Below are 21,769 nucleotides of genomic sequence, written 5' to 3'. Positions count from 1 at the left end.
TGGCAGGATGGCGGCCGTGCGCCCCCGTCCAATGGAGGCCGTCATCGCGCTGCTGCCGCTGGTGGCCCTCGCGCGCGGCATCGACCTGCTGAGCCTCGTGGTGCTCCTCGGGGTGGCGGCGTGGTTCGGCGTCCGCCGCGACGCGAGCTGGACCGACGCCGTGGGCCGCGCCATCGACCTCTCGCTGGCTGGGCTCGTCGGTGTCGCGCTGGTGCTCGGCACCGTCGCGCTCCTGCCCCGCGCTCTGCACGAGGGGCTCACGGTGACGCTGGTCGGCGCGTGGGTCGTGGCCGTCGTCGTCACCGCCGGTCTGGCGCTCACGACCGCGGACCAGCCGCGGTGGCGCCCCCTGCTGCGCCGCGCGCTCGACGCCCGGGCCTAGCGGCCGGGTGCGTCAGCCCGTCCCGTCAGCGAGCTCCTCGGGCGAGCGCAGGATGCAGAACTCGTTCCCCTCCGGGTCGGCCAGCACGACCCAGCCCGTCCCCGGACCGTGGATGCCGCGCCGGTCGGCCACCTGCGTGGCGCCGGCCGCGAGGAGCCGCGCCACCTCGGCGTCGCGGGTGCCTGCGCGCGGGCGCAGGTCGAGGTGCAGGCGATTCTTGACCGCCTTGGTCTCGGGCACCTCGATGAACAACAGCTGGTGGCCGGTCTCGGGGTCGAGGACCATGCACTCCTCGTGCCCGGGCTCGTTCGGGTCGTCGGGCACGTCGACGTAGCCGAGCACCAGCTTCCAGAACTCGCTGAGCGCGTACGCGTCGGAGCAGTCGACGGAGGTGTGGGAGACGAACGACGTCATGACGTCATTCCTCCCACACCCCCGCGGCCGTGTCGAGGGCTACTGCTTCCGCTCGGTGAAGGCGACCGAGGCGGACAGCCCGATGTAGCCGTCCTGCGGGTGCGTGTTGCTGAGGCCGACGGCCGCGATGTTGCGCAGGCTGGTGAACACGTCGTCCTGCTCCATGTCGGGCTCGGCCTTCGCGACGGCGTCGAGGATCGCGCCAACGTCGACGAACAGGCCGCCACCGTCGCCATCGCCGTCGATCACCGAGGAGTAGAGGTCGGTGCCGGCGAGGTCGCCGTCCTCGACGAGCTCCTTGGCGACCCGCGGCGACGTGGCGATCGAGACCGCGTCATCGCCCTCGGAGGTCGCCAGCTCGACGCCGGCGAGACGCTGCAGCGACGTGGTGAGGCGGTCGGCGAGGTCGGCTGCCTTCTTCTCGTCGCCCTCGGTCACGAGGCCCACGGCCACGTCGGACGGGTCCGCCGGACCCTGGGGACCGGCGATGTCCTCGAGGCCGTCGCGGCCGACGTAGACCGAGAAGGCGTCGCCGAGAAGCGTCACCAGGTCGTCCGGCAGCGTGACGTCGAGCGTCTTCTCGACCTCCTCGATCGTCGCGTCGATGTCCGCGCTGCTCGCCGCGGGCGGTGCCGCCTGCTGCTGCAGCTGGGCGAGGTACTCCTCCTCGTAGCCCTCGGGGTCGGCGGCGTACGCCTCGGCGTCGAACTCCGGCTGCGCCCCCTCGGCGAACGGGTCCGCGCTGCCGGAGAGCCCCTGACCGGGCACGGTGAAGACGTCGCGGAGGCTGAGCAGGTCGCCGAGGCCGGCCTTGATCTCGTCCCAGTTCTCCTCGACGGCCTTGCCGCCGCCCGGGACGGTCAGCCCGACCACGGTGTCCTCGGGCAGGGCGCCGAGACCGCGGACCTTCGGCAGCGTCGTCGGCTTGTCACCCTCGTGGGCGACCGCGTCGAGGGTGAGCGACGTCGACGAGGCGGAGAGCGCGAACGCCAGGCTGCTGGTCTCGTCGGCCACCGTCTCCAGCTGGGCGGCGTCCGGGCCGAGCGCGTCGTCGATCCCGGCCTCCTGGATCGCAGCGACGCTGCCCTTGACGTCGACCCACCCGGACAGCACACCCTGCTCGTCGAGCACGTCCTGGTCGCGTGCGAAGTCGTCGTCGTCGGCGAGGGACTTCGTCGACGCGGCCTTCACCGCGGCGTCGGCGCTCTTCTGGGTGGGCGTGACGATCGCGTAGCCGTCGAGGAAGCCGACGCCGAACTCCTCGTCGCTGCACGCGAAGAGCTTGCCGATGCCGGCCTTCGCGGCCTTCTCGTCCGTGACCTGCACGGCGACGCGCAGCGACTCCTCCTCGTCCTGCAGGTTCGGGCCGACCCCCAGGCCGACGCGCTCGCCGAGCCACGGCTCGACGTCCTTGGCGTAGTCGACGTCGTCGCAGCCCTGCAGCGCGTTCTCGAGCACGATCTTGCGCAGGTCGTCGCCCTCGTCCTTGATGCCGAGCTCCTGCGACAGCTCGGGCACGCGGCGCGCGAGCCGGAACAGGTCGATCTTCTGGCTGGCCGACGGGTCGAGGTCGAGGCGGACGTAGGCGATCGTGTCGGCCGGGAGCACGTCGTGGGGCTGGGTGCCGCCGCCGGACAGCTGGGTCCAGGCGTAGGCGCCTCCGCCGATGGCGGCCACGGCGACGACCGCGCCGATGCCGAGCGCGACCTTCTTGCCGTTCCCGCCGCCGCTGGCGGGTGCGGCCTCGGGTGCTGCGGGTTGCTCGACGGTGGCGTCGGGGGTCGCCGCGCCGTCGGGCGCCGGCGGGGGCGGGGGGCTGGTGGGCGTCTCGTCGCTCATGGGTCCTCCGAAGAATGGGTGCGTCGCAGCGTACCGATCCTCGACCCTGCTGCGAGCGGGAAGTGGGCAGGACGTACGAGACGTGCGCCACGCCGAGATGGTCCAGGCCACCGACCGGGCGTCGAGGGTCCACCTGCCGGCGTCGGTCCGAGCGAACTAACCGTCAGACTTGCCTGTTTGTGCGACCTGCGCCCATGATGCTCCCGTGACGACGACCCGGACGCCGCAGGCGGAGCGCACCGCAGCCATGCGGCTGCGGCTCATGGAGGCGACCGTCGAGTGCCTCGTCGAGCTCGGGTGGTCGGGCACGTCGACGACCGTCGTCTCGCAGCGCGCCGGGGTGAGCCGCGGCGCCCAGCTGCACCACTTCCCGAGCAAGCAGGCGCTGGTCGTCGGGGCCGTGGAGCACCTCACCGAACGCCGACGGCACGCGATGGCCGACGCGGTGCGCACGCTCCCCGACGTCGGGCGCACGCGCGCCGTGCTCGACGTGCTGGCCGAGCAGTTCACGTCGCCCGTCTTCTTCGCGGCCCTCGAGCTGTGGGTGGCCGCCCGCACCGACCCCGACCTGCTCGAGGCGGTCGCCCCGCTCGAACGTCGAGTGGGCCGCGAGACGCACGCGTACGCCGTCGAGCTGCTCGACGTCGACGAGCGACGCGGTCGCAACCGCGAGCTCGTCCAGGCCACGCTCGACCTCCTGCGCGGACTCGGCCTCGCCGGCACCCTCACCGACGACAGCCGACGACGGGCCGCCGTGCTCGACGCCTGGGCCGTCACCCTCGACACCGGACTGGAGCGCTGACATGTCATCCACGAGCCCACGGGAACGACTCGAGCAGGTGCTCGCCGACCTCGCCGCCGAGGGGGACCAGCTCGACGGCTGGGTCGCCGACCTGCCGATCCAGGAGTGGGGCGCAGTCACGACACCCGAGGGCTGGACCGTCGCCCACCAGGTCGGCCACCTCGCCTGGACCGACGAGACGTCGCTCGCGGCGGTCACCGACGCGGAGGTGTTCGGCGCGCTGCTGAAGGAGGCGGCGCAGGACCCGACGGGGTACGTCGACACCGCGGCCGACACGTGGGCCGCGAAGCCCGTGCCGATGCTCCTCGACGCCTGGCGCGCCGGTCGCGAGGCCCTCGCCGACGCGCTGCGCGCCGTGCCGGACGGGGAGCGCGTCCCGTGGTTCGGTCCGCCGATGAGCCCGACGTCGATGGCGTCGGCCCGGTTCATGGAGACGTGGGCGCACGCGCACGACGTGGCCGAGGCGCTCGACGTCGAGGTGCCTCGCACCGATCGGGTGCGTCACGTCTGCCACCTCGGGGTCCGCACCCGCGGCTTCGCGTACGTCATGCGCGGCGAGGAGCCGCCGACGAGCGAGGTGCGGGTCGAGCTCACCGCGCCGTCGGGCGAGACGTGGTCGTGGGGCGAGGAGGACGCCGAGCAGCGCGTCACGGGCGACGCGTGGGACTTCGCGCTGCTCGCGACGCGTCGTCGTCACCGCGACGACACCGATGTCCGGGCCGAGGGCGCGGACGCCGACCACTGGCTCGACATCGCCCAGGCGTTCGCCGGACTCCCCGGCGCCGACCCGAAGCGGCTCGCGGAGCGCTGACGCCGACTCCTCAGGCCGGGCCTCGCTCGTCCGAGCGGGCTCGCGGCGTGCCGGGCACGACGGTGCGGGGGCTCGGTGCCGCCGCCGGGTGCCGGCGCACTCGCGGGGTGCGGGTGCGGATCGGGCGGGGTCGCACGAACGACGCCTCCATCCAGTGGGCCCGCTCGTCCCCGGCCCTCGGGTCCCAGAAGTCGCACAGGATGAGGTTCGCCGACCGGTGCGTGGCCCAGGCGGGCACGGTCTCCTTCACCTGGCCGTCGTCGTGCTGCCAGAGGCACCCGACCCACACGGGCCGGGCCTGGGGCAGCTCCACGACCCCGGTGGCCGGAGCGGGCTTCTCGTTGACGAGGCTGCTCATGACGGTCCGTCGCCGTCCGTGCTGACGGCCGGGCCGGTCGGCCGGCCGCCGATCCTGTGAGGTGTCATCGGTGGCTCCCTGCTGCGAGGAGGGCGCAGCGGTCCCTGTGCCGCTGCGCTTCCGCCCACCGTGCGCGGCCCGCAGGCCGATCGGGCGGTCGCGCGCGGGACCTCAGTAGCGACGGGTGGAGGAACGCGTAGCGCGACGCCGCTCGCCGGTGGCCCGGGCCTCAGAGCGGCGTCGCGCGCAGGTCGGTCAGCGTGCGTCGCTGTCGCGCACCGCGGCGTCGAGGGCGACGAGCAGCTCCGCCAGGCGCGTGCGGCCTCCAGGGGCCGCCGGGTAGCGGCGCAGGACCGCGGGCACGGGAGGTGCGGCGCGACCCGCGAGTGCTGCCACGACGCGGCCGACGTCGTCCCCGCGCAGCTCGGCGACCCGTGCCACGCACGCCGCCGATCGCAGGACGTGCCCGACCTGGGTCGCCTGCGCGAGGGGGTGCAGGTAGGCCGCTCCCGCAGCGTCCGCGCACGCGAGCGCGGCGAGACGAGTCACGTCGTCGGGTGCCTCCTTCGCCGCTCGGTGGGCGGCGAAGGCGGTGGTGCGCTGGAGGTTCGAGCGCGCGGCGCCGTCGGCGAAGGACCGTGCGGCGTCGAGCGCCTCCCGCGGGCGGCGGTCGTCGGCGACGCTGGACTCGTACACGGGCAGGAGCTCCGCGGCGCAGTCGGCGGCGAAGCGCACCACGGCACGCAGCTCCTCGAGGGTGAGGTCGAGGTCGGGCGGCGTGGTCATGCCCTCATGGTGCCGGGCGGATCGCATGCGGTCCACGGATAAACAAGCAGGCTTGACTGTTTGTTACCTCCGATGCGATGCTGCCGAGGTGACCGTCCGCATCGGCAACTGCTCCGGCTACTACGGCGACCGGCCCACCGCGTTCCGGGAGATGCTGGAGGGCGGCGAGCTCGACTACCTCACCGGCGACTACCTGGCCGAGCTGACCATGCTCATCCTCGGCAAGGACCGGATGAAGGACCCCGAGGCCGGCTATGCGAAGACCTTCCTGCGCCAGCTGCAGGACGGACTCGCGCTCGCGCGGGAGAAGGGCGTGAAGGTCGTCGCCAACGCCGGCGGCCTCAACCCGGCCGGCCTCGCCGCACGCATCCGCGAGCTGGCGCAGGAGCAGGGGATCGACGTGCAGGTCGCGCACGTCGAGGGTGACGACCTGCTCCCGCGGGCGGCCGAGCTCGGCCTGAGCGACGTCGGCGGAGGCAGCCTCCTCACCGCCAACGCCTACCTCGGCGCCTTCGGCATCGCGGCAGCGCTCGACGCGGGCGCCGACGTCGTCGTCACGGGCCGCGTCACCGACGCCTCCGTCGTCATGGGTCCGGCCATCCACGCGCACGGCTGGGGCCGTGACGACCTCGACGCGCTCGCCGGCGCCCTGGTCGCCGGCCACGTGATCGAGTGCGGCACGCAGGCCACCGGCGGCAACTTCAGCGGCTTCCGCGACCTCGACACCTGGCGACCGCTCGGCTTCCCCGTCGCGGAGGTCGACGCCGACGGCAGCAGCGTCATCACCAAGCACGCGAGCACCGGCACGACGGAGACCGGTGGCGCCGTCACCGTCGACACCGTCACGGCACAGCTCCTCTACGAGGTGCAGGGTCCGGCCTACCTCAACCCCGACGTCGTCGCTCACCTCGACACCGTCGCCCTGACGCAGGAGGGGCCCGACCGGGTCCGCATCAGCGGCGTCCGCGGGACGCCACCGCCCGCCACCACCAAGGTCTGCCTCAACCTCCTCGGCGGCTTCCGCAACGGTGTCGACCTGCTCCTCACCGGCCTCGACATCGAGGCGAAGGCCGCCTGGGTGCGTCGCCAGGTGGAGGCGGCCCTGCAGGACGACCCGCCGGACGAGCTCGTGTGGACCCTCGACCGCACCGACGTCTACGACCCGCCCACGCAGGCCGCGGCCACGTCGTACCTGCGGTGCGCCGCCAAGAGCAGCCGGCCCGAGCCCGTCGGCCGCACCTTCAGCGACGCGTTCGTCAACGTCGCGCTCGCGTCCTACCCGGGCTTCACGCTCACCGCACCGCCCGGCCGCGGCACCCCGTACGGCGTGTACCGCCCGGCGTACGTGCCGCAGACCGAGGTCCCGCACGTCGTCGTGCACGCCGACGGTCGGCGCGAGGACGTCGCACCACCCTCCACGACCGCCGCCGTCGCGGTGCCGCCGGTCGACTCCCCGGCCGCCCCCGACCTGGGCGAGAGCGAGCCCCGCCCGCTCGGCGAGCTCGTGCACGCCCGCTCCGGCGACAAGGGCGGCGACGCGAACGTCGGGCTCTGGGTGCCCGCCGACCACCCACGTCGCGCCGACGCCGTCGCGTGGCTCGTCGGAGTCGTCAACGCCGGCTGGGTGCAGGGCATGCTCCCCGAGGCCGCCGACCTCGACGTCGACGTGCACCCCCTGCCGAACCTGGGCGGCGTCAACGTCGTCGTCCGCGGGCTGCTGGGGGAGGGCGTGTCGTCGTCGACCCGGCTCGACCCGCAGGCCAAGGCGCTCGGCGAGTGGCTGCGCGCCCGCGTGACCGCCGTGCCCACCCGACTCCTGGAAGGCCGACGTCTGTGACCACCACCGACCTCTTCGAGACGCCGGAGCGGCAGGCTCTGCGCACCGCGGTCGAGCAGTTCACCGCACGCGAGATCGTCCCCCACCTCCCACAGTGGGAGGACGACGGGGAGCTCCCGCGCGAGCTGCACGCCGCCACCGCGAAGGCCGGGTTCCTCGCCGTCGGCTACCCCGAGGAGGTCGGCGGTGCGGGTGGAGATGCCGTCGATGCCTGCGTCGTCACCGAGGCGATGCTCGCGGCCGGTGGGTCCACGGGGCTGCAGGCGAGCCTGTTCACGCACTCCATCGCCCTCCCGCACATCATCGACGCGGCGTCATCGGGAACGGGGGACCACGCGCTGGTCGACGCCTACGTCCGCCCGACGCTCGCGGGGGAGAAGATCGGCTCGCTCGGGGTCACCGAGCCCAGCGGCGGCTCCGACGTCGCGAACATCCGCACCCGCGCCGTGCGCGACGGCGACCACTACGTCGTCAACGGCGCGAAGACGTTCATCACCTCGGGCGTGCGGGCCGACTTCGTCACCACCGCCGTGCGCACGGGCGGGGAGGGGCATGCCGGCATCTCGCTGCTCGTCATCGACAAGGACCTGCCCGGGTTCACCGTGAGCCAGAGCCTGCGCAAGATGGGCTGGCACTGCTCCGACACCGCCGAGCTGGCCTTCGACGACGTGCGCGTCCCGGTCGAGAACCTCGTCGGCGAGGAGAACGGCGGCTTCTACCTCGTCATGCAGCAGTTCGTCGGCGAGCGCCTCGGTCTCGCCGTGCAGGCGTACGGCACCGCGCAGCGGGCCCTCGACCTCGCCGTCGCCTACGCCCGCGAGCGCGACACGTTCGGCAAGCCCCTGATCGCCCGCCAGGTGATCCGGCACAAGCTCGTCGAGATGCACGCCCGCACGGCCGCCGCACGGGCGCTGACCCGCCAGGCGCTGGTGCGGTCGCTGGAGACGCCGAAGACCGACCCGTCGCTCATCCTCGACGCCGTGACCGCCAAGAACGTCGCCGTCGCCGCCGTCGAGCACGTGGTGCACGAGGCCGTGCAGGTCTTCGGCGGCATGGGCTACATGCGCGAGTCCGAGATCGACCGCCACTACCGCGACGCCCGCATCCTCGGCATCGGCGGCGGCGCCACCGAGGTCATGAAGGACCTGTCCGCGAAGCTGCTGGGCTACTGAGAGGCATGCCGTGAAGACCACCATCGACCCGACGTCGGCCACCTACGCCGACAACCGCGCGCAGATGCTCGAGCGCGTCGCCGACCTCGCCGAGCAGCACGCGAAGGCGCTCGCCGGAGGAGGGGAGAAGTACGTCGCCCGGCACCACGGCCGCGGCAAGCTCACTGCCCGCGAGCGCATCGAGCTGCTGCTGGACCCCGACACTCCGTTCCTCGAGCTCGGGGCGCTGGCCGGGTGGGGCACCGACTTCACCGTCGGCGGCTCGCTCGTCACCGGCATCGGCGTCGTCGAGGGGGTCGAGTGCATGATCGTCGCCAACGACCCCACGGTGAAGGGTGGCTCGTCGAACCCGGTCACCGTCAAGAAGGGCTTCCGCGCCGCGCAGGTGGCCGAGGAGAACGGCCTCCCGACGATCAACCTCGTCGAGTCCGGCGGCGCCGACCTGCCCACGCAGAAGGACATCTTCATCCCCGGCGGCGCGAGCTTCCGCAACATCACCCGCGCCAGCGAGGACCGACGCCCGACCGTCGCCCTCGTCTTCGGCAACTCCACCGCCGGCGGCGCGTACATCCCCGGCATGAGCGACTACGTGATCATGGTCGACGGCGGGGCCAAGGTGTTCCTCGGCGGACCGCCGCTCGTGAAGATGGCCACCGGCGAGGAGTCCGACGACGAGTCGCTCGGCGGCGCGTCGATGCACGCGAAGACGTCGGGCCTCGCCGACTACCTCGCCGTCGACGAGCACGACGCCATCCGGCTCGGCCGCCAGGTGGTGCGCCGGCTCAACTGGCGCAAGAAGGGCGCGAGCCCGCGAGCCGACTACGCCGAACCGGTGCTCGACGGGGAGGACCTGCTCGGCATCGTGCCGACCGACCTGAAGATCCCGTTCGACCCGCGCGAGGTCATCGCCCGGCTCGTCGACGGGAGCGAGTTCGACGAGTTCAAGCCGCTGTACGGCTCGAGCCTCGTCACCGGCTACGCGCAGCTGCACGGCTACCCGATCGGCATCCTCGCCAACGCGCAGGGCGTGCTGTTCAGCGCCGAGGCGCAGAAGGCCGCCCAGTTCATCCAGCTCGCCAACCAGACCGACACGCCCCTGCTGTTCCTGCACAACACCACCGGCTACATGGTCGGCGCGGAGTACGAGCAGGGCGGCATCATCAAGCACGGCGCACAGATGATCAACGCCGTCTCCAACTCCAAGGTCCCGCACCTGTCGGTCGTCATGGGCGCCTCGTACGGTGCCGGCCACTACGGCATGAGCGGGCGTGCCTACGACCCGCGCTTCATGTTCAGCTGGGTCGGCGCGAAGTCGGCCGTGATGGGTCCCGCGCAGCTCGCGGGCGTCATGGAGATCGTCGCCCGCCAGTCGGCGGAGTCGAAGGGCCAGCCGTTCGACGCCGAGGGCTTCCAGGGCGTCAAGGACTACGTCGAGCAGCAGATCGAGGAGCAGTCGCTCGCCTACTTCACGTCGGGCATGGGCTACGACGACGGCGTCATCGACCCCCGCGACACCCGCGCGATCCTCGGGATCTGCCTCTCCGCCATCCACACCGCCCCCGTCGAGGGCGCCCGCGGCTACGGGGTGTTCCGGCTGTGACGCGCGATGTCGCTGGTCGAGTAGCCGGGCCTGGCGAGGGACGAGCCTGGGGCCGGCGTATCGAGACCACTGCGCGCGGCTCAGTGCTCGGTGTGGCTCACGCTGGTCCGTTGCCGGGTGGTCTCGATACGTCCGACCGAGCTCCTTCGGCCCCCGCAAGCGGGAGGTGCCCCCAGCCGGTCGTCCTACTCGACCAGCGGGACCGTGCCGCTGGTCGAGTAGCGCGGAGCCGCGACGAAGGAGCGTGCTCGGGGTGTATCGAGACCACTCTGGCCGGATCAGCGCTCCCGCTGACGATCGAAAGGACCTCCTCATGATCCGCACCGTCCTGGTGGCGAACCGGGGGGAGATCGCGCGGCGGGTGTTCCGCACGTGCCGCGACCTCGGCATCCGCACCGTCGCCGTCCACTCCGACGCCGACGCCTCCGCGCCGTTCGTGGCCGAGGCCGACGTCGCCGTCCGGCTCGCGGGGAACGCCCCCGGCGAGACCTACCTGCGCGCCGACCTCGTCGTCGACGCGGCCCGGCGCGCGGGCGCCGACGCGATCCACCCCGGCTACGGGTTCCTGTCCGAGAACGCCGACTTCGCGCGCGCCGTCGCCGACGCCGGTCTCACCTGGATCGGCCCGACGCCCGAGTCGATCGACGCGATGGGCAGCAAGATCCGCGCCAAGGAGCTCATGGCCGCCGCGGGCGTGCCGATCCTCAGCGTCGACCCCGCCGCTCTGCTGGAGGGGGGCGCACGACCGGACGACTTCCCGCTGCTCGTCAAGGCGTCGGCCGGCGGCGGCGGTCGCGGCATGCGCGTGGTCGAGCGCGCCGAGGACCTCGAGGGCGAGCTCACCGCGGCTGCGGCGGAGGCGGCGTCGGCGTTCGGCGACGACACGGTGTTCGTCGAGCCGTACCTGCCGACCGCCCGCCACGTGGAGGTGCAGGTGCTGGCCGACACGCACGGCACCACCTGGATCCTGGGCGACCGCGACTGCTCGCTGCAGCGCCGTCACCAGAAGGTCGTCGAGGAGGCGCCCGCGCCGAACCTGAGCGACCCCGTGCGCCGCACCCTGCACGACGCGGCGCGCGACGCCGCCGAGGCGGTCGGGTACGTCGGCGCCGGCACGGTCGAGTTCCTCGTGGCCGACGGGCACGCCGACGACGGCCGCGTCTACTTCCTGGAGATGAACACGCGCCTGCAGGTGGAGCACCCGGTGACGGAGGAGGTCTTCGGCGTCGACCTCGTCGCGCTGCAGCTCTCCGTGGCCGAGGGGCATCCGCTGCCGACCGAGCAGCCCGCCGGGCCGACCGGCCACGCGATCGAGGTGCGCCTCTACGCCGAGGACCCGGCCGACGACTACGCACCGCAGACCGGCACCCTGCGCACCTTCGAGGTCCCCGCCGGCCCCGGCCTGCGCACCGACTCCGCCGTCGAGCCCGGCTCGGCCGTCACGCACTTCTACGACGCGATGATCGCGAAGGTCGTCGCGCACGGCACCGACCGCGCCCAGGCGGTGCGCCGGCTCGACGACGCCCTGCGCCGCACCCGGGTGCACGGCCTGACCACGAACCTCGGGCTGCTCCGTGGCGCGCTGGCCGACGAGGAGTTCCTCGCCGGACGCGTGCACACCGCACTGCTCGGCGAGCGGATCGACACCTGGACGCGGCCGCTGCTCGACGACGGCGCGGTGCAGCGCTCGGCCCTCGCGGCCGCGCTCGCCCAGGCGCGGACCGCCTCGACGTCGTCGCCGGTCCTCGCCCGCATCCCGACCGCGTTCCGCAACGTGCCGAGCCAGCCGCGCACCCGACGGCTGCGCCTCGACGACGACGAGCTCGTGGTCGAGTACCGCGCCCAGGGCGGGCGGCTGCGCAGCGACCTGGCCGACGTGGTCGAGGCCGAGCCCACCGGCGTGGTGCTCCGGGTCGGCGGCGTGACCGAGACGTACCGGGTGACCGTCGCCGACACGACGGTCGACGTCGACGGGCCCGCCGGGTCGCTCTCGTTCGACGTGGTGCCGACCTTCGTCGACCCCGCCGACGTCGTGGCCGAGGGCTCGCTCCTCGCACCCATGCCGGCCAGCGTCGTGAAGGTCGGCGTCGAGGCGGGTCAGCAGGTGGCGAAGGGCGACGTGGTCGTCGTCCTCGAGGCCATGAAGATGCAGCACACCATCACCGCGCCGACCGACGGCGTGGTCGCGGAGCTCGCCGTGACGGCGGGCCAGCAGGTCGAGTCCGGGGCCGTCCTGGCCGTCATCGAAGGGGATCCAGCATGAGCCAGTTCACCGAGTCCGAGGAGCGGCGCGAGCTCCGCAAGGCCGTCGCGTCGCTCGGCGCGAAGTACGGGGAGAAGTACTTCCACGAGGCGGCCGCCGAGGGACGCAAGACCACCGAGCTGTGGGCGGAGGCGGGACGCCTGGGCTACCTCGGCGTGTCCATCCCCGAGGAGTTCGGCGGTGGAGGTGGCGACATCGGCGACCTCGCCGCCGTCTGCGAGGAGCTGGCCACGGCCGGCTGCCCGCTGCTGCTCATGGTGGTGAGCCCGGCGATCGTCGGCACCACCATCGCGCAGTACGGCACGCAGGAGCAGAAGGAGCGCTGGCTGCCCGGCCTGGCCGACGGCACCGCCACGTACGCCTTCTCCATCACCGAGCCCGACGCCGGCTCCAACTCCCACAACATCGTCACGCACGCCGAGAGGGCCGAGGACGGCAGCTGGGTGCTCAACGGCACCAAGACCTACATCTCCGGCGTCGACGAGGCCAGCCACCTGCTGGTGGTGGCGCGCTACTCCGACGCCCGGAGCGGCAAGCTGAAGCCGGCGCTGTTCATGGTGCCCACCGATGCCGACGGGTTCACGAAGCAGCAGATCGAGATGGGCGTCGTGAGCCCGGAGAAGCAGTTCACGCTGTTCTTCGACGACGTGCGCGTGCCCGCCGACGCGCTCGTCGGCCACGAGGACGCCGGTCTGGAGCAGCTGTTCGCGGGTCTCAACCCCGAGCGCATCATGGCTGCGTCGATGGCGACCGGCACGGCACGCTGGGCGATCCGCAAGGCCGTCGCCTACGCCAAGGAGCGCGAGGTCTGGGGCAAGCCGATCGGTGCCCACCAGGCGATCAGCCACCCCCTCGCCCGCCTGCACATCGACGTCGAGATGGCCCGCCTGCTCACCCAGAAGGCCGCCGCGCTCTACGCCGCCGGCGACCTCATGGGTGCCGGTGAGGCCGCCAACATGGCCAAGGTCGCGGCCGGCGAGGCGGCGGCGAAGGCCGTCGACCAGGCCATCCAGACGCACGGCGGCAACGGCCTGGCGCTCGAGTACGGTCTGGTGCAGGCCGTCGCGTCGTCGCGCCTGAGCAACATCGCTCCGGTGTCCAAGGAGATGGCACTGAACTTCGTCGCCCAGTTCTCGCTGGGCCTGCCGAAGTCCTACTGAGGAAGGATTCCCAGGTCGACCTGGGAATCTCGGGCGACGACGAGAGCAGAGGAGTGGTCATGGCAGAGCTGGTGCACCTGGAGGTCGCCGACGGGGTCGCGACGGTGACGCTCGACAGCGAGCACAACCGCAACGCGCTGAGTCGTCAGCTGGTGACCGAGCTGGCCGACCGGCTCGCGCAGGCCGACGCCGACGCCGACGTCCGGGCGATCCTGGTGCGCTCGGCGCACCGGGTGTTCTGCTCCGGCGCCGACCTGTCCGAGGCCGCCGGCGGCGGGATGGAGGAGGGGGCGCGGGCCATCGTGGCCCTGCAGCGGCAGATCGCGACCGCCGGGACACCGGTCGTGGTCGAGCTGGCCGGCCCGGTGCGCGCGGGAGGGCTCGGCATCGTGGGCGCCGCCGACGTGGTCGTCGCGGCGGAGTCGGTCACCTTCGCGCTCACGGAGGTACGGCTCGCGCTGGCGCCGGCCGTCATCTCCCTCACGCTGCTCGAGCGGTTCACCGACCGGGCCGCGGCCGAGCTGTTCCTCACCGGCCGTCAGTTCGACGCCCGCGAGGCGCAGGCCGCCGGACTCGTCACCCGTGCCGTGCCCGACGCCGAGCTGGCGGACGCGGTGGCGGCCGTGCTCGCCGACCTCGTGCAGGGCTACCCGCAGGGCCTGCGGGAGACGAAGCGTCTGCTCAACCACGACCTCGTGGCCCGGATCGACGCCCTCGGCGACGACGTGGCTGCACAGTCGGCGCGGCTCTTCGGCAGCGACGAGGCGCGCGAGGCGATGACCGCCTTCCTCCAGCGGAAGCGGTGACCGCTGCGGCGGCGACCGAAGAGGAAGAAGACGCGAAGAGTCCGGTCACGGGCCTGGGGCCGACGCCAGACCGGTCGTAGCGTCGAGAGCATGAAGACCCTGTCCCTCGTCGTCGCCGGGGCGCTGCTCCTGCTGACGGCTGGTTGCGCCTCCCACGACGCCTCCGACCCGTCCGCCGGGTCCGGGCGCCCCTCCCCGTCCTCCACCACCGGGTCGGCCAGCACCGGGACGTCCAGCCCGACCCCGACCACCCCGACCTCCTCGTCCTCGTCGACCCCCTCCGCGGCGTCGCGCCCCACGTGCGCCACCGCCGACCTGGACGTGACCGTGCGTCCCGACCCGAACGGTGCTGCGGCCGGCAGCACGTTCGACGACGTGCTGCTGCGCAACACCGGCGGCACGACCTGCCTGATGACCGGCTGGCCGGGGGTCTCCTTCGTCACCGGCTCGCAGGGGCGACAGGTGGGTGCACCCGCGGCTCGTCAGGGCACCCCGGCCGTCGTGTCCCTCGCGCCCGGCGCGAGCGCGGAGGCGTTGCTGCAGGTGGCCGAGGCCGGGAACTTCGCCCCGTGCACGATGACGTCGGTGCGAGGCCTGCGCGTCTACCCGCCCAACCAGCGCGACGCGGTGTTCGTCCCGCTGCCGACGAAGGCGTGCGCGCAGACCTCGGCGCAGCAGCTCACCGTCCGCCCGGTCGTGCGCCGGGGCTGACGCCCGGTCACCCCTCCCGCAGCAGGGCGTCGACGCCGCCGACCACGAACGTCACGAGCCAGGCGTGCCGCGTCGCGAGGTCGGGCGCGCTCGGCGTCCCCTCGGTGAGGTACTCGAACCGTCCGGGCCCGGAGAAGAGCTGGAGGCTCGAGGACACCAGGAGCAGGTAGGCGTCGAGCACGGCCACGGGGCGGGCACCGGGGTAGAGGGCCTGCAGCCGACCGACGAACGTCGCCGCGATCGCGTTGTACTCCTCGGCCACGAGCACCTGTTCCGGCAGGCCCGACACCGACAGCTGTGCGACGAACCGGAAGTAGTCCGCCCACCCGGGCCGCCCCGCCTGGTCGAGCATCGGCTCGGTGAACGCCCGGACGACGTCCTCCAGCGACGTCGCCCCGGCCAGCCGGGTGCGACGCTCGGCGTTCAGGGGCTCGACCCGGCGCAGCAGCACGGCACGGAACAGCTCGCGCTTGCCACCGAAGACCTCGCTGACGGTGGCGGTGCGGACGCCGGCGTCGCGGGTGATCTCGCGGACCCCGACGCCCGCGTACCCGGCACGCGCGAACGCCCGCTCGGCCACGTCGAGCAGGCTCTCGCGCAGCTCCTGCCGCGGTCGACGGCGCGAGGTCTGCGGGGCGGACGTCTCCGGCGCGCGGGTCACGACGGGAGCACGCGGTGCACGACGCGCCCCACCCCGTCGAGGACGAGCTCGAGCTCGTCGCCGGGACCGATCCAGCGACCCGTCTCCATGCCGCTGCCACCGGGCAGCGTGCCCGTCGCGAACAGCTCACCGGGCAGCAGCCGCTCGCTGCGTGAGGCGTGCGCGAGGACCTCGCCGAGGCTCCAGCGCATCCCGGCGGTCGACACCTCCGCGACCACCTCGCCGTTGACGACCACCCGTCCGCGCAGCGCGTCGACGTGGGGGAGGACCTCGTCGGCGGTCACGAGCACGTCCGACATCGAGCTGGCGAAGTGCTTGGACTTCTGCGGCCCGAACCCGCTGGCCATCTCCCGACGCTGGACGTCGCGGGCGCTGAGGTCGTTGACCAGCACGAAGCCGCCGATCGCGGCGGTCGCCTCCTCCGGCGTCGCGTCGAGCAGCGGACGCGCGAGCACGAAGCCCAGCTCGAGCTCGTAGTCGAGCGCCCGCGAGTACGACGGCGGCCGGACGTCGGTGCCGCTGGGCACGAAGGTCAGGTGGTTGCCCAGGTAGTAGATCGGCTGCTCCTGCAGCAGGCGGTGCGGGCGGAACGCCGGGAACGGCCGGCGGGTCAGGATCTCCACCGTGCGCGCGGCGCGGTACTGCGCGGGGTGGAAGCGCTTGACGAGCCCGCGCGAGGCGTCGACGGTGTGCTGCTCGAAGAGCATGAAGTCGCGGAAGGAGAGCGGCTGGAACGGCAGGAGCGCGCCAGAATCGTGCGGCACAGAGTCGGCGCCCGCGGGCCGGAGGTGCTCGACGCGTCCACCGCGCTCGACGCCTGGGTCAAGGCCGTCACCCTCGAGCAGGTGGCGGCGTTCCCGGGGCACACCCCGGGCCGGATGCGCGCGTACTGGCGCAGCCGTCGCCTGTTCGACGCGCTCGTCCCCGTCGTGACGCCGCACCTCGGCGTCGACGTGCGTCCGCTCGACGTGCCGGTGGACGGTGACGTGGTGCGGGGCTACCTCGTCACCCCGACCGACGGGGGTCCGCGGCCGGTGGTGCTCGTGACGAACGGCCTCGAGGGCACGGTGCAGGAGCTGCTCCTGCCGCTGCTGCGCTACCGCCACAGCGGGCTCGCCACGTTCGTGATGGAGATGCCGGGCAGCTACGCCTACGGGCAGCCCATGTCGCCGGCCTCGGAGGACGTGTACCGCGCCGTCGTCGACCACCTCGTCCGCGACCCGCGCGTGGACGGCTCGCGGCTCGGCGTCGTCGGGGTCAGCTTCGGGGGCTACTGGGCGGCGCGGCTCGCGGCCGCGGAGCCGCGGCTCACGTGCGCGGTCGCCTGCGGCGCGCCGACCCACCGCACCTTCCTGCCCGGCAACGCCGTGGGACTCCCGCAGGTGATCCTCGAGGCGCTCAAGGCCGTGACCGGCTCGCGTGCCCTGCTCACCATGAGCCACCGGCTCCGGGCGCTGTCGTTGCGCCGCCGCTACGGCGACGCCCGCGTCCCGCTGCTGGTCGTCAACGGCGACCACGACACGCTGCTCAGCACCCAGGACTCGGTCGACCTCGCGGCGCAGGCGCCAGGCGCGACGCTCCTGCTCTACCCGGACGACGACCACTGCGCGATGGGCCACTACCGCGACTGGCTCGACGCGTCGCAGCAGTGGCTCGTGCGGCACCTGGCTCCGTCCGACGACGCGCCGGTTCCGGTCGTCGCCGACTGACGCACCACCACCTTCGCGATTTCGCTGCGCCAGGGCCGCCGACCGCTCATGCTGGAGGCTCGTCCGCCTGGTGCGAAAAGGGAGATCGCATGGGTGCTTCACGCGCTGTGGCGCGCGGCTGCGTGCTGCTCGTCGTCTCGGTGCTGGCCACGCTGCTCGGCGTCGCGCCCGCGCACGCCGCGCCCGTGGCGTTGTCCGGGAGCGTCGTCGGCACGTCCGGTGCCGGTCTGTCGGGCATCGAGGTGGCCGTCACGACGCGCGCTGGTGCCGCCGTGCAGGAGGCGACGACCGACAGCACCGGAGCCTGGTCGGTGCAGGTGGAGCCTGGGACGTACGCGGTCGGGTACGTCGACCCCGAGGGCTGGTGGAAGCCGGAGTTCTGGGACGACCAGACCACCCTCGCCGCCTCGACCGCCCTGGCCGTCGGCACGTCGGGCCGCACCGGTGTCACGGCACGCCTCGCGCCCTACCCCGTCGTCTCGGGCACCGTCCGCTCCGGCGCCGAGCCCGTCGCCGGTGCCGAGGTGCGCGCCTACGCGAGTGCCCACGAGACCGACTCCGTCCGCACGGTCACGACCGCCGCCGACGGCACGTGGGCCGTGCCGCTCCCGTCGGGCAGCTACCGGTTCGCGTTCGAGAGCCCCGACCACGTGGTCGAGTACTGGAACGACCGCGCGAGCCTCGCGGCCTCCGACCCGATCACCGTCACCAGCTCCGACGTTCCCGGACGCGACGTCACGCTCACCCCGCTGCCCGTCGCGTCGGGTCGGGTGACGGCCGGGGGCGCGGCCGTGCGCCGCCCCGAGGTCACCGTGCTCGCCCGCGACGCCGCCACGGGCCTGTGGACCGAGCAGGAGACCGTCACCGGTGACGCCCAGGGTCGCTGGTCGGTGCGCCTGTCGGCGGGCCGGTACAGCTTCCGGTTCGCGGGCGACGCCCGCCACCGGCCCGAGTTCTGGGCCGACCAGACCCGCCGCTCCGACGCGACACCGGTCGACCTCGTCTCGGCGCCCGTCGTCCTCGACGCCGACCTCGCCGTGCTGCCCACGGCCCGCGGCCTGGTGCGGGACGGCTCGGGCGAGCCGGTCGAGGACGCCGACGTCGTCGCGCTCGACGCGGCCGGCGACGAGGTCGCGCGCGACCGGACCGGTCCCGACGGCGCGTTCGGCGTGCCGCTCGCCCCGGGCGCCTACGGGGTCGAGGTCCGTGCCCGGGGCTTCCGCACCTGGACGCGGAGCGTGGTCGACGACCCGCTCCTCGTCGGGCAGCGCGGCGGCGACGTCGGCACCGTCGACCTCGCGCCCGCCCTCGCGATCCGGGGCCGGGTCACGGGGCCGGACGGGTCGCCGGTGCGCACCGACGTCGTCGTGCACGCGCCGCGCGTCGTCGCGGGCCAGACCCGCTGGGTGGTCGCCGACCGGGTCTCCACCGACGCGTCCGGCCGCTGGTCCGCCCCCGTCGTCCCGGGCGACTACCGCCTGCAGGTCGAGGGCACCGACGACCTCGCGGGCGAGTTCTGGGACGACGCCGCCTCGCTCGCGACGGCGCGCACGGTCACCGTCGCCGACGCCGACGTGGTCGGGCGCGACACCGTCCTGGCGGCCCGGTCGCGCTCCGGGGTGCGCGGCACCGTCACCGGCGGGACGGGTGCCGCCCTGGCCGACGCCCGCGTCACCGCCTCGGTGCTGCACGACGGCGAGTGGGTCGTCCTCGACGAGACCACCACGGCGGCCGACGGCCGGTACCGGCTGCTGCTGCCGGACGGCACCTACCGGCTGGGCTTCTCGGCGGACCGTCACCGCGGCACCTTCGGTCCGGGCGCCGCGACGGTCGCCGCCGCGCCGTCCGTCGTCGTCGCCGGGTCGCTCGTCACCCGCGACGTCCGGCTCGACGCCGTCAGCGCCCGCGTGCAGGGCACCGTGCGGGGTCCGTCCGGACCGTTGGCAGGCGTCGAGGTCCGCGTCCTGCAGGGTGGCAGCGACGACCTCGTGCCGGTCACCTCGGCGCGCACCGACGCCGCCGGCCGCTACGAGGTGCAGGTCGACGCGGGGCGGTACGTGCTCGCGTTCGAGGACCCGTCGGGCGACCACCGCGGCGAGTACCTCGCCAGTGCCAGCACGTGGGCGGCGGCGACGCGGGTGGTCGTGGCCGACGGTGCCACCCTCACGGGACGCGACGTCACCCTCGCGGCGAACCCGCGGCTCGTCGGCCGGGTGCAGACGTCGTCCGGCGCCGGGGTGGGCGACGCGGTGGTCCGCCTCGTCCGACCGCTCGACGCCACGGGTGCCGGGGGCGACGTCGTGGCCGAGACCACCACCGACGACGCGGGCGCCTACGGGCTCGCCGCGCCGGCCGGCACGTACACGGTCGAGGTGGTGCTCGGCGACGAGGTCCGCTGGACCCTCTCCTCCCTCGCGCTCACCTCGGGCAGCACCACCCGCACGGTGACGCTCGCGGACCAGCGGGCCGTGACGGGTCGGCTCGTCGGGCCCGACGCCCGCCCGGCCGCCGGCGTGGAGGTGCGTGCCTGGCGCTACGACCCCCGTGACGACACGGCGGTCGTGGTCGGGCGGGCGGTCTCCGGCGCGGACGGCCGGTACGTGCTCGCGGTGTCGCCGGGCGTCTACCGCGTCGGCTTCCACGGCCTCCCGCTCGGCTACGCGACGACCTTCGCGGGCGGCCCCGACGTCGGCTCCGCGCGTGCGGTGCGGGTGGCGTCGGCCGACGTCGCCGGCGTCGACGCCACGCTGCCCGCCGCCACGGGGATCACGGGCAGCATCAGCGACGCCGCGGCGCTCGCGGACGCACCGCCGCCGGAGCTGGAGGCCGTGTTCCTGCGCCTCGACCCGGAGGCCGGGCGCTGGGTCGAGCAGGAGCGCACGACCCCCGGCTACGGCACGTACCAGGTCGAGCTGCCGCCGGGCCGCTACCGGGTGAGGGTCGTCGAGCGGCAGGAGCCGTTCCGCACGACGCACCACGGGGGCGGCACCGCGTTCTCGTCGGCGGCGGACGTCGAGGTCCTCGCGGGATCGCTCACGCCGGGAGCCGACGTCGTCGTCGGCTCCGAGCTCGGCGCGCTGCGCGCGGTCGGCGGGCCGACCGTCACGGGACGGGCCGTCGTCGGCGGCACGCTCACCGCTGACCCCGGTACCTGGACGCCCGCCGCCACCGACGTGGCCTTCCAGTGGCTGCGCGACGGCACGCCCGTCACCGGCGCCACGGGCCGCAGCTACGTGCCGGGCGCCGCCGACGTCGGACGCTCGGTCTCGGTGCGGGTGGTCGCCTCGCGCGCGGGGTACCGCTCCGCCCTGGCCGTCAGCGCGACCGCGACGGTCGCTCCCGGGACGCTCACGTCGACCGCGCCGCCCGTCCTCACGAGCGACCCGGTGGTCGGCACCCGCACCACCGCGTCGAGCGGCACGTGGTCGCCCGCCGACGTGACGCTCACCCGCCAGTGGTTGCGCGACGGTGTCGCCGTGGAGGGGGCCACCGGCAGCGACCACGTCCCCACCGCAGCCGACGTCGGGCACCTGCTCGCGCTGCGGGTGACCGCCTCGGCGCCCGGCTACACGTCGCTCACCGTCGTGTCGCAGCCACGCACCGTGACCGACCCGCCGCTCACCGCCACCGCGCCGCCCGTGCTCACCGGCGACGCGACGACGGGCGCGACCCTCGGCAGCACCGACCCGGTCTGGAGCCGCACCCCCGGCTCGACGTCGCGGCAGTGGCTGCGCGACGGGCGACCCGTCGTCGGCGCCACGGGCACCACCTACCGCCTGCGTCTCGACGACGTCGGCAGCACCGTGGCGCTCCAGGTGGTCGGACGGGTCGACGGGCAGGAGGCCGTCACGACGGTGTCGGCCGCGCGGACGGTCGCGCCCGCCGCCCTGACCGCCCGCACCGCGCCGAGCATCAGCGGGACCGCCCGCCCCGGCTCGACCCTGACCGCCTCGCCGGGCACCTGGGACGCCGGCGACCCCACGACCGGCGTGACGTCCTTCGCGTACCAGTGGCTGCGGTCCGGCCGGGCCGTCGCCGGGGCGACGGCGCCGACCTACCGTGCGGGCACCGCCGACCTCGGCCGCCCCCTGACGGTCCGGGTGACCGCCACCCGAGCCGGGCACGCCACGGCGTCGCGCCCGTCGGCGTCGCGGACGGTCAAGGCACAGCCCGCCCTGGCCGTGACCAGCACCGGCGGCCGTGGGAGCGCGACGTTCACGGTCGTCGTGCGAGCCGCAGGTGCCACCCCGACCGGGACCGTGCGCGTGCGTCTCGGGTCGCGCACCCTGCGCAGCGCGACCCTGACCACCTACCGCGGCACGCGGCGCGCCGTCGTCACCGTCACCCGGCAGGCCAAGGGCGCCCGCACCTACACGGTCGACTACCTGGGCGACGCGAAGGTCGAGGCCCGCTCGACCTCGCGCCGCGTCACCGTGCGCTGACCGAACCGTGCACTGA

Annotated in this window: 18 protein-coding genes; 12 read left to right on the top strand and 6 right to left on the bottom strand. The window is 74.1% G+C overall.

The genetic code is table 11. The features are described 5' to 3' along the window. Positions 1-16 precede the first annotated feature (16 nt). Positions 17-382 carry a hypothetical protein gene (locus tag AC3WRM_RS04830; RefSeq protein WP_492247373.1) on the top strand — a complete coding sequence of 122 codons (366 nt, stop codon included), beginning with the start codon at positions 17-19 and terminating at the stop codon, positions 380-382. A gap of 12 nt (positions 383-394) precedes the next feature. On the opposite strand, the gene AC3WRM_RS04825 is transcribed toward AC3WRM_RS04830, so the two are convergent. Beyond that, a complete protein-coding gene (locus tag AC3WRM_RS04825; protein ID WP_492247374.1) occupies positions 395-796 on the bottom strand; it encodes a VOC family protein in 402 nt (133 codons plus the stop codon). Positions 797-835: 39 nt separating this feature from the next. Next, positions 836-2,635 (bottom strand): DUF3352 domain-containing protein, encoded by a 1,800-nt coding sequence (locus AC3WRM_RS04820; RefSeq protein WP_492247375.1) that lies wholly within the window; start codon positions 2,633-2,635, stop codon positions 836-838. 205 nt (positions 2,636-2,840) lie between these two features. Between AC3WRM_RS04820 and AC3WRM_RS04815 the strand changes: the two genes are divergently transcribed. Further along, positions 2,841-3,437 (top strand): TetR/AcrR family transcriptional regulator, encoded by a 597-nt coding sequence (locus tag AC3WRM_RS04815; RefSeq protein ID WP_492247376.1) that lies wholly within the window; start codon positions 2,841-2,843, stop codon positions 3,435-3,437. 1 nt (position 3,438) lies between these two features. Further along, a complete protein-coding gene (locus AC3WRM_RS04810; RefSeq protein ID WP_492247377.1) occupies positions 3,439-4,248 on the top strand; it encodes a TIGR03084 family metal-binding protein in 810 nt (269 codons plus the stop codon). Positions 4,249-4,258: 10 nt separating this feature from the next. On the opposite strand, the gene AC3WRM_RS04805 is transcribed toward AC3WRM_RS04810, so the two are convergent. After that, on the bottom strand, positions 4,259-4,606 hold the full coding sequence (locus AC3WRM_RS04805) for a hypothetical protein (RefSeq protein WP_492247378.1): 348 nt from the start codon (positions 4,604-4,606) through the stop codon (positions 4,259-4,261). A 255-nt stretch (positions 4,607-4,861) separates the two neighbouring features. Continuing rightward, positions 4,862-5,392, bottom strand: coding sequence for a putative immunity protein (locus tag AC3WRM_RS04800; RefSeq protein WP_492247379.1), 531 nt, complete (start codon positions 5,390-5,392; stop codon positions 4,862-4,864). A gap of 88 nt (positions 5,393-5,480) precedes the next feature. Between AC3WRM_RS04800 and AC3WRM_RS04795 the strand changes: the two genes are divergently transcribed. The 7 genes from AC3WRM_RS04795 to AC3WRM_RS04765 all read left to right on the top strand — a co-directional run bounded on the left by AC3WRM_RS04795 (position 5,481) and on the right by AC3WRM_RS04765 (position 14,941). Beyond that, entirely contained in the window at positions 5,481-7,229 is a 1,749-nt protein-coding gene (locus tag AC3WRM_RS04795; protein ID WP_492247380.1) for an acyclic terpene utilization AtuA family protein, read from the top strand. Next, positions 7,226-8,401 carry an acyl-CoA dehydrogenase family protein gene (locus AC3WRM_RS04790; RefSeq protein WP_492247381.1) on the top strand — a complete coding sequence of 392 codons (1,176 nt, stop codon included), beginning with the start codon at positions 7,226-7,228 and terminating at the stop codon, positions 8,399-8,401. The genes AC3WRM_RS04795 and AC3WRM_RS04790 overlap by 4 nt, the downstream gene beginning before the upstream one ends. A 10-nt stretch (positions 8,402-8,411) precedes the next feature. Next, entirely contained in the window at positions 8,412-10,001 is a 1,590-nt protein-coding gene (locus AC3WRM_RS04785) for an acyl-CoA carboxylase subunit beta (RefSeq protein WP_492247382.1), read from the top strand. Between the two features lie 313 nt (positions 10,002-10,314). Then, entirely contained in the window at positions 10,315-12,264 is a 1,950-nt protein-coding gene (locus tag AC3WRM_RS04780) for an acetyl/propionyl/methylcrotonyl-CoA carboxylase subunit alpha (protein WP_492247383.1), read from the top strand. Further along, positions 12,261-13,424, top strand: coding sequence for an acyl-CoA dehydrogenase family protein (locus AC3WRM_RS04775; protein WP_492247384.1), 1,164 nt, complete (start codon positions 12,261-12,263; stop codon positions 13,422-13,424). The genes AC3WRM_RS04780 and AC3WRM_RS04775 overlap by 4 nt, the downstream gene beginning before the upstream one ends. Before the next feature lie 59 nt (positions 13,425-13,483). Beyond that, positions 13,484-14,230, top strand: coding sequence for an enoyl-CoA hydratase-related protein (locus AC3WRM_RS04770; RefSeq protein WP_492247385.1), 747 nt, complete (start codon positions 13,484-13,486; stop codon positions 14,228-14,230). Between the two features lie 90 nt (positions 14,231-14,320). Continuing rightward, positions 14,321-14,941 (top strand): DUF4232 domain-containing protein, encoded by a 621-nt coding sequence (locus tag AC3WRM_RS04765; protein WP_492247386.1) that lies wholly within the window; start codon positions 14,321-14,323, stop codon positions 14,939-14,941. A gap of 7 nt (positions 14,942-14,948) precedes the next feature. Here the strand turns inward: AC3WRM_RS04765 and AC3WRM_RS04760 are convergent, their stop codons facing one another. Both AC3WRM_RS04760 and AC3WRM_RS04755 read right to left on the bottom strand, forming a co-directional pair. Then, complete coding sequence (locus AC3WRM_RS04760; RefSeq protein WP_492247387.1) at positions 14,949-15,602, bottom strand: TetR/AcrR family transcriptional regulator; 654 nt, start codon at positions 15,600-15,602, stop codon at positions 14,949-14,951. Continuing rightward, positions 15,599-16,366 (bottom strand): fumarylacetoacetate hydrolase family protein, encoded by a 768-nt coding sequence (locus AC3WRM_RS04755; protein ID WP_492247388.1) that lies wholly within the window; start codon positions 16,364-16,366, stop codon positions 15,599-15,601. Before AC3WRM_RS04755 ends, AC3WRM_RS04760 begins: the two co-directional genes overlap by 4 nt. Between AC3WRM_RS04755 and AC3WRM_RS04750 the strand changes: the two genes are divergently transcribed. Further along, positions 16,358-17,311, top strand: a complete 954-nt coding sequence (locus AC3WRM_RS04750) for an alpha/beta hydrolase family protein (protein ID WP_492247389.1) — start codon at positions 16,358-16,360, stop codon at positions 17,309-17,311. The genes AC3WRM_RS04755 and AC3WRM_RS04750 overlap by 9 nt on opposite strands. An 89-nt stretch (positions 17,312-17,400) precedes the next feature. Then, positions 17,401-21,753: a carboxypeptidase regulatory-like domain-containing protein gene (locus AC3WRM_RS04745; protein ID WP_492247390.1), complete on the top strand. Its 4,353-nt coding sequence runs from the start codon at positions 17,401-17,403 to the stop codon at positions 21,751-21,753. Positions 21,754-21,769 lie beyond the last annotated feature (16 nt).

The sequence above is a fragment of the Aeromicrobium sp. EU05-FHT14F07 genome, assembly GCF_058790455.1.
The sequence above is the reverse complement of the archived record's forward strand: the minus strand, read 5'-3'. Positions and strand labels throughout refer to the sequence as shown.

What these genes read in the sequence shown, in the direction of transcription:
- AC3WRM_RS04780 (WP_492247383.1), top strand. Translation starts at nt 10,315, where the DNA reads ATGATCCGCACCGTCCTGGTGGCGAACCGGGGGGAGATCGCGCGGCGG.
- AC3WRM_RS04825 (WP_492247374.1), bottom strand. Translation starts at nt 796, where the DNA reads ATGACGTCGTTCGTCTCCCACACCTCCGTCGACTGCTCCGACGCGTAC.
- AC3WRM_RS04770 (WP_492247385.1), top strand. Translation starts at nt 13,484, where the DNA reads ATGGCAGAGCTGGTGCACCTGGAGGTCGCCGACGGGGTCGCGACGGTG.
- AC3WRM_RS04805 (WP_492247378.1), bottom strand. Translation starts at nt 4,606, where the DNA reads ATGAGCAGCCTCGTCAACGAGAAGCCCGCTCCGGCCACCGGGGTCGTG.
- AC3WRM_RS04775 (WP_492247384.1), top strand. Translation starts at nt 12,261, where the DNA reads ATGAGCCAGTTCACCGAGTCCGAGGAGCGGCGCGAGCTCCGCAAGGCC.
- AC3WRM_RS04745 (WP_492247390.1), top strand. Translation starts at nt 17,401, where the DNA reads ATGGGTGCTTCACGCGCTGTGGCGCGCGGCTGCGTGCTGCTCGTCGTC.
- AC3WRM_RS04810 (WP_492247377.1), top strand. Translation starts at nt 3,439, where the DNA reads ATGTCATCCACGAGCCCACGGGAACGACTCGAGCAGGTGCTCGCCGAC.
- AC3WRM_RS04800 (WP_492247379.1), bottom strand. Translation starts at nt 5,392, where the DNA reads ATGACCACGCCGCCCGACCTCGACCTCACCCTCGAGGAGCTGCGTGCC.
- AC3WRM_RS04765 (WP_492247386.1), top strand. Translation starts at nt 14,321, where the DNA reads ATGAAGACCCTGTCCCTCGTCGTCGCCGGGGCGCTGCTCCTGCTGACG.
- AC3WRM_RS04820 (WP_492247375.1), bottom strand. Translation starts at nt 2,635, where the DNA reads ATGAGCGACGAGACGCCCACCAGCCCCCCGCCCCCGCCGGCGCCCGAC.